General features: G+C 37.8%; 8 protein-coding genes and 1 pseudogene. 7 read left to right on the top strand and 2 right to left on the bottom strand.

Going from position 1 to position 8196, the window contains the following annotated elements; all coding sequences use genetic code 11:
• Positions 1-253: 253 nt before the first annotated feature.
• Positions 254-859, top strand: coding sequence for a nicotinate-nucleotide adenylyltransferase (locus tag HNQ37_RS08030; protein WP_183541120.1), 606 nt, complete (start codon positions 254-256; stop codon positions 857-859).
• A gap of 44 nt (positions 860-903) precedes the next feature.
• On the opposite strand, the gene cmk is transcribed toward HNQ37_RS08030, so the two are convergent.
• On the bottom strand, positions 904-1557 hold the full coding sequence (gene cmk, locus HNQ37_RS08025; protein ID WP_183541117.1) for a (d)CMP kinase: 654 nt from the start codon (positions 1555-1557) through the stop codon (positions 904-906).
• The gene (locus HNQ37_RS08020; protein WP_183541114.1) at positions 1554-2123 is read right to left on the bottom strand and encodes an SAG1386/EF1546 family surface-associated protein; all 570 of its coding nucleotides are present in this window, start codon (positions 2121-2123) and stop codon (positions 1554-1556) included. Before HNQ37_RS08020 ends, cmk begins: the two co-directional genes overlap by 4 nt.
• A gap of 121 nt (positions 2124-2244) precedes the next feature.
• Here HNQ37_RS08020 and HNQ37_RS08015 point away from each other — a divergent pair, with 121 nt between their 5' ends.
• The 6 genes and pseudogenes from HNQ37_RS08015 (at position 2245) to serS (ending at position 7728) form a co-directional block, all read left to right on the top strand.
• Positions 2245-2478 carry a ferredoxin gene (locus HNQ37_RS08015; protein ID WP_183541110.1) on the top strand — a complete coding sequence of 78 codons (234 nt, stop codon included), beginning with the start codon at positions 2245-2247 and terminating at the stop codon, positions 2476-2478.
• A gap of 301 nt (positions 2479-2779) precedes the next feature.
• Positions 2780-3757: a PTS sugar transporter subunit IIB gene (locus HNQ37_RS08010; RefSeq protein ID WP_183541108.1), complete on the top strand. Its 978-nt coding sequence runs from the start codon at positions 2780-2782 to the stop codon at positions 3755-3757.
• 24 nt (positions 3758-3781) lie between these two features.
• Positions 3782-4591: pseudogene (locus HNQ37_RS08005) on the top strand (mannose/fructose/sorbose family PTS transporter subunit IIC).
• 19 nt (positions 4592-4610) lie between these two features.
• The gene (locus HNQ37_RS08000; protein ID WP_183541105.1) at positions 4611-5714 is read left to right on the top strand and encodes a PTS system mannose/fructose/sorbose family transporter subunit IID; all 1104 of its coding nucleotides are present in this window, start codon (positions 4611-4613) and stop codon (positions 5712-5714) included.
• A gap of 127 nt (positions 5715-5841) precedes the next feature.
• Positions 5842-6207, top strand: a complete 366-nt coding sequence (locus tag HNQ37_RS07995; protein WP_183541103.1) for a DUF956 family protein — start codon at positions 5842-5844, stop codon at positions 6205-6207.
• A gap of 249 nt (positions 6208-6456) precedes the next feature.
• The gene (gene serS / locus HNQ37_RS07990) at positions 6457-7728 is read left to right on the top strand and encodes a serine--tRNA ligase (protein ID WP_183541101.1); all 1272 of its coding nucleotides are present in this window, start codon (positions 6457-6459) and stop codon (positions 7726-7728) included.
• The last annotated feature ends 468 nt before the right edge of the window (positions 7729-8196 follow it).

The raw sequence follows: 8196 nt of genomic DNA, 5'->3' as shown, positions 1-8196 counted from the left end.
CTGAAGTTGAGGTGCCTGTTTACGACTGGCACCACCTTTTTAGGACTTATCAGAAGCCAACTTCAGAGTTCAAGAAGGTGATGAAATGGGATTACACTTCACTTTACCAAGCGCATCTTGGGCCTCATAAGCTCAGAATGGGCTTTAAAATATAAACAAAAATTCAGTTTTGAAGATTCACAGCCAATTATTTGACACTTACTTACTTCTTCTATTTCCATTGTCAATTCTCACAATTTGATATAATCAAAGTATGGAAAAACGAAAAAAAATCGGAATTTTAGGTGGAAATTTCAACCCAGTCCACTATGGTCATCTGATGATTGCAGATCAAGTCACCCAGTATTTGAAGTTAGACAAAGTTTTGTTCATGCCTGAAAATATTCCACCACATGTAGACGGAAAAACAACAATAGCAGCCGAGCACCGGTTAAAAATGCTTGAACTTGCACTAGATGGCAATTCCAAATTTGATTTAGAATTACTCGAAATAGAACGGGGGGGTAAATCTTACAGCTTTGATAGCCTTTCAACTTTAAAATCACTTCATCCTGACTGTGATTACTATTTTATTATTGGTAGCGACATGGTAGACTATCTGCCAAAATGGTATAAGATTGATGAATTAACTAAGCTGGTCAAGTTTGTTGCTGTCAAACGCACTGCCAATGTAAAAGCTTCAAGCTACCCAGTGATTTGGGTAGCTACCCCACTTCTTCCAATTTCTAGCACACAAATTCGTGAGCAAATTAAGAAAGGACTGAGCCCGCGTTATCTTCTTCCAGACAGTGTATTGACTTATATTGTTAAACAAAAGCTTTATTTAAAAAATGATGATTTTGATATGCAAAAGGATTAGAAAAGGCATATATACATTTATATCATATGCCTCTATAAGGTTATTCATTTCAACTCTTTTGCTTTATTCTCTATAAAAGCTACGACTTCTTCAATTGATTTACCAGTTGTATCAAATATGATTGAATCTTCGGCAGGCTTCAATGGTGAAACTTCCCGGGTTGAATCATATTTATCACGTGTTGCAATCTCTTCAATTAAATACCCTAAGTCTGACTCAATACCTCGTTTAATATTTTCTTTATAGCGGCGCTGGGCTCTTTCTTCAACATCTGCAATCAAAAATATTTTAAGATCAGCATTTGGTAGAACCACTGTAGCAATATCACGACCATCCATGATAATAGATGAACTTCCAGCAATACGACGTTGCTCAGATACCATAAACTTTCGAATTTCAGGAATTGCCGATATTTCTGAAACATTTGAAGTTACTTCATTATCTCGGATAACTTCAGTAACATCACGGTTTCCAATAAAAACAGACGTCTTTTCAAAAGAAATTGGATTATCTTTTAGATAATCAATAATTTCAATTGAGTTTTTCGTTTGTTCTTCAATTGACACTAGTGTGGCGCTACGATACATTGCCCCCGTATCAAGATAAATAATCGCTAGATCATTAGCGATTATTTTTGCAACTGTAGATTTTCCACTCGAAGCCGGGCCATCAATGGCAATTTGAATATTTTTTTTCATTTTGAAATAGTAAGTACGTCTCCAGCCTGAATTTGAGATCCATCTGTGTAATAACCAGCATTATTTGGATCAAGTTTTGGATTCAGTTTATACAGTTCATCAAGAGTTAATCCATGATCTGTTGCAATCTTATAAGGATAGTCACCCGCTTGGACCGTATACGTTTTTGCTACTGCAGCACTTGACGCTGCAGTACTAGATGAAACAGAAGTAATAGCAGAACTACTTGCGTTTGTACTGGAAGTTGATGTTTGATAAAAATTACTTGCAACAGTCTTCATATTAGAATTTCGATTGTTCCAAATGGTGAAAATGATTGCACCACCGATAATAGCAAACATGATTGCAACTAAAAAAGTCAAAAAAATCGTTGAGCCAACTCCTGATTTTTTCGTCACTTGTTTGTTTGATTTTCCGCTTGTCGTTTGTCGAGCGGATCGTCCCTTACGACCTGTTGTCAAATTAGGGCCCCCTTCTTGATAATTCTTATTATCATAATTATCTTCATAATTGTTGTAGTCATTAACCTTTTTATTCCAAGGGTCTTTTCTTTGATTTTTAGCCATCTGCTATTCCTAACTAATTTTCTTAATATCAAATCTAATTTTAATGAAGCTAAACTTACGCATTTTCAATTTAGCTTTTAATCTCAAGGCTAGCTTTTTCATCTTATGCTAAAATAAATTCATGAAAATTACACTTATACCTGAGAAATGTATTGCATGTGGCCTCTGTCATCAATATGCATCAAATATTTTTGATTATGATGATGCCGGAATTGTTAAGTTTTTTGCGGAGAACGAATTAATTAAGCAATTTGGTGACTTTTCAGACAACGCTTCTATAGAAGAACAAGAAAAACTTGTCCAAGCCGTCAAACATTGTCCAACAGGCGCTATCATTGCTGAACTTGTGTGGTAACTCTATCTAATATTCTACCATAAATAAGTTAAAATTCTAGCTGAATGTTGTCTAGAATTCATTACAATTTAATGACTAGTGTTATACTTTCAAATTTCATTCTTTCACAAACTAACTTTTCTAAACCTTTATTTTACAGGCTTTCTCTTTTCAAGATAATTTCAGATCTATTTTCAGTCTTTATTTGTTACAAACTTATTACCTTTTGGTTCGAAAACGTTTGCATGTTAAAATTAAACGTGGTATAATCCAAATTGTAATAATTATTTATTATTATTAAAAAATTAAGGAGGTTACTCAATTGAGTATCGGAATCGTAATTGCGAGCCACGGCGACTTTGCTGCTGGGATCAAGATGTCCGGAGAAATGATATTCGGCGAGCAAGAAAAAGTCCAAGTTGTGACGTTCTTGAATGGCCAAACTCCAGAAGGTCTTCACCAACAGGTCGTTGATGCGATCGCAACTTTCGAGCCTGAGGATGAAGTGCTTATCCTTACTGATTTGTGGGGTGGTTCACCTTTCAATCAATCTAGCGCTGTTCTTCACGAACAAAGTAATCGTAAGATTGCTATCATCACAGGTCTCAATTTGCCAATGCTAGTTCAAGCTTATACAGAGCGTCTTACGAACTCACCATTTGAAGCTGCAGTGGCAAATATCGTCAAAGAGGCAAAAACAGGAGTACGTTGTCAACCAGAAGAGCTTATGCCTACTGTTGATGCTACTGCAGTTGCTGCTTCAGGATCAAGTAGGGCTATTCCAGAAGGAACAGTTATTGGTGATGGTAAGATAAAAATTAATCTTGCCCGCATCGACACACGTCTTCTTCATGGTCAAGTTGCTACTGCTTGGACACCAGACTCAAAAGCTGATCGCATTATTGTCGTATCTGACAATGTCGCAAAAGACACAATGCGTAAGACTTTGATTGAACAAGCTGCTCCTCCAGGAGTACACGCCAATGTTGTTCCAATTAAGAAGTTCATTGAAATTGCAAATGATCCACGTTTTGGTGGAACACATGCCTTTATTTTGTTTGAAAATCCAATTGATGCAGCAACAGTTGTAGAGGCACTACCTGGCCTTATAACAGACATTAATGTTGGTTCTATGGCTCACTCAACTGGTAAAACAATGCTTAATAACGTTCTTTCAGCAAACCAAGAAGACAAGGATGCTTTCTTGAAAATGCGTGATTTGGGCGTTAAGTTCAATGTTCGTAAAGTGCCATCAGATAAATCTGATGATATCTTCACACTTCTTAATAAAGTACAATAAGTAGAATTATAGGAGATAATTTAAATGAGTGCTATTTCAGTCATTTTGGTTATTATCGTCGCGTTCTTTGCTGGACTCGAAGGTATTCTTGACCAATGACAATTCCACCAACCAATTATTGCCTGCTCTTTGATTGGTATCGTGACAGGTCACGCTACCGCAGGTATTATTCTTGGTAGTTCATTGCAAATGATTGCCCTTGGTTGGGCAAATATTGGTGCCGCTGTCGCTCCCGACGCTGCACTTGCATCAGTCGCTTCTGCAATCTTGATGGTTCAAGGTGGCAAATTCGACCTTTCCACTATCACAGGTACAATCGTTCCTACAGGTATCTTGCTCGCAACTGCAGGTCTTGTATTGACAACACTTGTCCGTTTCGTTAGTGTTGGTTTAATACATATTGCGGATGCTCAAGCAGAAAAGGGTTCTTACTCTGGTGTTTCTATTATCCACTTGTTTGCCCTCTTACTTCAAGGCTTACGTATTGCCATCCCTGCTGCTATAATTCTTGCCATTCCTGCTTCTGCAGTGTCTAACGCACTTAATTCAATTCCTGATTGGGTTTCAAAAGGTCTTGCAATTGGTGGTGGTATGGTTGTTGTCGTTGGATATGCAATGGTTATCAACCTTATGGCAACTCGCGAACTTTGGCCATTCTTCTTCCTCGGCTTCGTTCTTGCTCCTTTGACAAGCATCTCTTTGATTGGTATGGGTATCTTGGGTGTCGTTATCGCACTTATCTACCTCACACTCGAAAACAAGATCGGTTCAGGTGGTTCAGGAACTGGTAATGGTGGCGGCGATCCAATCGGCGACATCTTGAACGAATACTAAGAAGGGGGATATTAATATTATGGAAAACAAAAAAAATAAGATCACCCTTTCTAAAAAGGATCGTATCAATGTCGTTTGGCGTTCAATGTTCTTACAAGGTTCTTGGAACTATGAGCGTATGCAAAACTTGGGATTCTTGTACGCAATCATCCCTGCTCTTAAGAAATTCTATCCAGCTGGCTCTGAAGGTGCAAAAGACGCCCTCAAACGTCATATGGAATTCTTCAATACTCACCCATACCCCGCTGCTCCAATCATTGGTGTAACTCTTGCACTTGAAGAAGAAAAAGCTAACGGTGCTGATGTGGATGACGCAGCTATCAACGGTGTCAAAGTTGGTATGATGGGTCCTCTTGCAGGTGTTGGTGATCCAGTCTTCTGGTTTACAATCCGTCCTATCTTTGGTGCCATCGCTGCTTCATTGGCTGCCGGTGGATCAATCATTGGCCCAATCTTCTTCTTCCTCGCATGGAACATCGTACGTATTGCTTTCTTGTACTACACTCAAGAGTTTGGTTACAAGCAAGGTACATCTATTACATCAGATCTTGGTGGTGGTTTCCTTCAACAATTAACAAAGGGTGCTTCAATCCTTGGTATGTTTATCCTTGGTGTTTTGATCCAACGTTGGGTTAACATTAGCTTCACTGGCCCTAATGCAATGCTTCCAAAACAGCCTATTGCTGATGGTGGTTTTGTTGGTGAATGGATCACTAAGAGTGGTGATATTGTAACTCGTGGTGCTCAACTCACTGCTGGTAGTGTTAAGTCAGCTCCTACTTACCAATGGTTAGACCAAGCAGGTCAAGCAATTGGTAAAGGCACAACTGGAACTAATGGCTTTGCTCACTATGTAACTATTGATCAACTTCAAGGAAAAATTGATGGAACAACACTCCATTCAATCCTCGCTCAACAATCTGGCGGACTTGGCCTTTCAGCTTTCAAACAACAATCATTGTCTGATGTATTCACATCATTGACACCTGGATTTGTTGCTTTGATCTTGACATTCATTGTTATCTGGATTCTTCGTAAATGGAAGAATCGCAATGCGCCACTTGTTATCATCATTGCACTATTCGTCTTTGGTATCTTGCTCCACGTAGCTGGACTTGCTTAAAAAGATTTAGGTTTTAGGATTCGTCCTAGAAAACTCGCTTAAATAGCGAGTTTTTTTTTGATATATTTTGATGTTTTTCTAATATTTAAAAGTGGCAAAAGCCCCATTCGATGTGATATAATAAGGCATGGCTCATTCATTAAATACTAAGGTTGATTTTACTACTGAAGCTATTGCTTATCTTGGTTTTCCAAAATACGGCAAGGTCATGTTAGGTGATCAAGCAATCGAATTCTATAACGAAAAAAACGTCGAAGATAACATGAATTTCCCTTGGAATTCACTAAAAGCGATCCAAGGCGATGTTTCAAGTAAAGGACAGATTGGTCGTAATTTCTATATTATTTTACAGAATAATAAAAAAATACGTTTTTCCTCACAAGAGACTGGAAAAATTTTGAAAGTTTCTCGTGAATACCTTGGTGATAAAAAGGTTATTCGTTCAAGAACTATGAGTTCCGCAATTGCTGGTTTTTTCAGACATAATAAATAATTTGACAAAGTAAGATTTGATTGTTAAAATAATGTTGCTAGAAGAAAAATCTTCATTAATTCTGTACAGAGAAAACTTGTGGTTGATGTGAACAAGTCAGGATCGAAGAGGCTCTACTTCTTTGATTTCAGAAAATTTAATAACTTAATTAAGCTAAAAAAATAGGTGGAACCGCGATTGTCGCCCTGTAATTACAGGAGTTAGTCGTGGTTTTTTATTTAATTTTTTGACTAGAGAAAGGAAACTTTTATGTTAGACATCAAAAAAATTCGTCAGAACCCAGAATGGGTGGCTCAGAAATTTGCTCTACGTCATCTTGATGAGGAACTTTTCCCTCGTCTTTTGAATTTCGATGAAAAACGTCGTAAATTCATTCTGCAGGGTGAAAAGCTTAAAGCAAAACGTAATGTTGAATCTGACGAGATTGCAAGACTTAAAAGAGCTAAGGAAGATGCTTCTTTAGCAATTGCTAACATGCAAGATGTTTCAAAGAAAATTAAGGAAATCGATGCTCAACTTGCAGATGTCGAAGAGAAGCTCAACTATGAACTCGTTCGAATTCCTAACTTTCTTGATGATTCCGTCGTTGACGGTGTTGATGAAAATGACAATATTGAACAACGTCGCTGGGGTGAAATTCGAACTTTTGATTTCGAACCAAAGGCTCATTGGGATCTTGGTGAAAATCTTGACATCCTTGACTGGGAACGCGGCGCAAAAGTCACAGGTACTCGTTTTCTTTTCTACAAGGGGGCAGGCGCTCGTCTTGAACGAGCATTGTACAATTTTATGCTTGATCAACATATCGAAGAAGGGTATACAGAAGTTATCCCTCCTTACATGGTCAACCAAGAGTCGATGTTTGGCACAGGACAATATCCCAAATTCAAAGAAGATACATTTGAACTCCGCGACGAGCGTAACTTTGTTTTGATTCCTACTGCTGAAGTCCCTCTGACAAACTATTATCGTGACGAAATCCTTGATGAGTCTCAATTGCCAGTTCGCTTCACTGCCATGACACCTAGCTTCCGTTCAGAAGCTGGCTCTGCTGGTCGTGATACACGTGGTTTAATCCGATTGCACCAATTTCATAAAGTTGAAATGGTCAAATTTACGAAACCTGAAGAGAGTTGGGCAGAACTTGAAAAAATGACTGCCAATGCGGAGAGTATTCTCCAAAAATTGGGTCTCCCTTATCGTGTTATAGCGCTATGTTCTGGTGACACTGGCTTTTCATCTGCCAAAACTTACGATCTTGAAGTTTGGATACCTACTCAAAATACTTATCGTGAAATATCTTCATGCTCTAATTGTACCGATTTCCAAGCTCGTCGTGCGCAGATCCGTTACCGAGATTCAGAAGGTAAGGTTCAATTGGTTAACACATTGAATGGATCAGGGCTCGCAGTTGGGCGCACTGTCGCGGCAATTCTTGAAAACTATCAAAATAATGACGGTTCAGTGACAGTTCCTGAGGTTCTCCGTACTTATATGGGTGGTCTGGAAGTCATTAAATAAAAAGAAAGAGCCATTGGCCCTTTCTTTTGTTAACTAGATAAACCGATATTTCTTTATTAATAATTTTTGGATAAATTATTGAAAGCTACTCAGCATATGATATTAACTTGAAAAAAGTTGAAAGGTTAGATACGCTGACTTCTTAGATGTTTTATATGCTGTAATCTTAATATTTGTATTTACGTTTTTCCATCTTCCTCTTTATTTTGCTTTAGACCAGCACTAACCGTCTAGTAAGTTGGGAATAAAGCTGCTTAAAAAATGTTTTATTAACTTTTTCTTTGCTTATTATACAATTCCTTTCAAAATAGCTATAAAAAAGACCAAAAATAAATATTTTTGGTCTTTTTAAAATTATATTATATTATTTTTTCGGCAAATTGCAAATTTAATTTAGCCACCCCGATACATCTGAAGTGGTGTCTGATACTTGAACATTTTTCTTGGATATTGATTCATCCAAGTCTC

It is taken from the genome of Lactovum miscens, assembly GCF_014202895.1.
Classification (GTDB): domain Bacteria; phylum Bacillota; class Bacilli; order Lactobacillales; family Streptococcaceae; genus Lactovum; species Lactovum miscens.
Note: the sequence above shows the minus strand (reverse complement) of the source record. Positions and strands in the feature narration are given on the sequence as shown.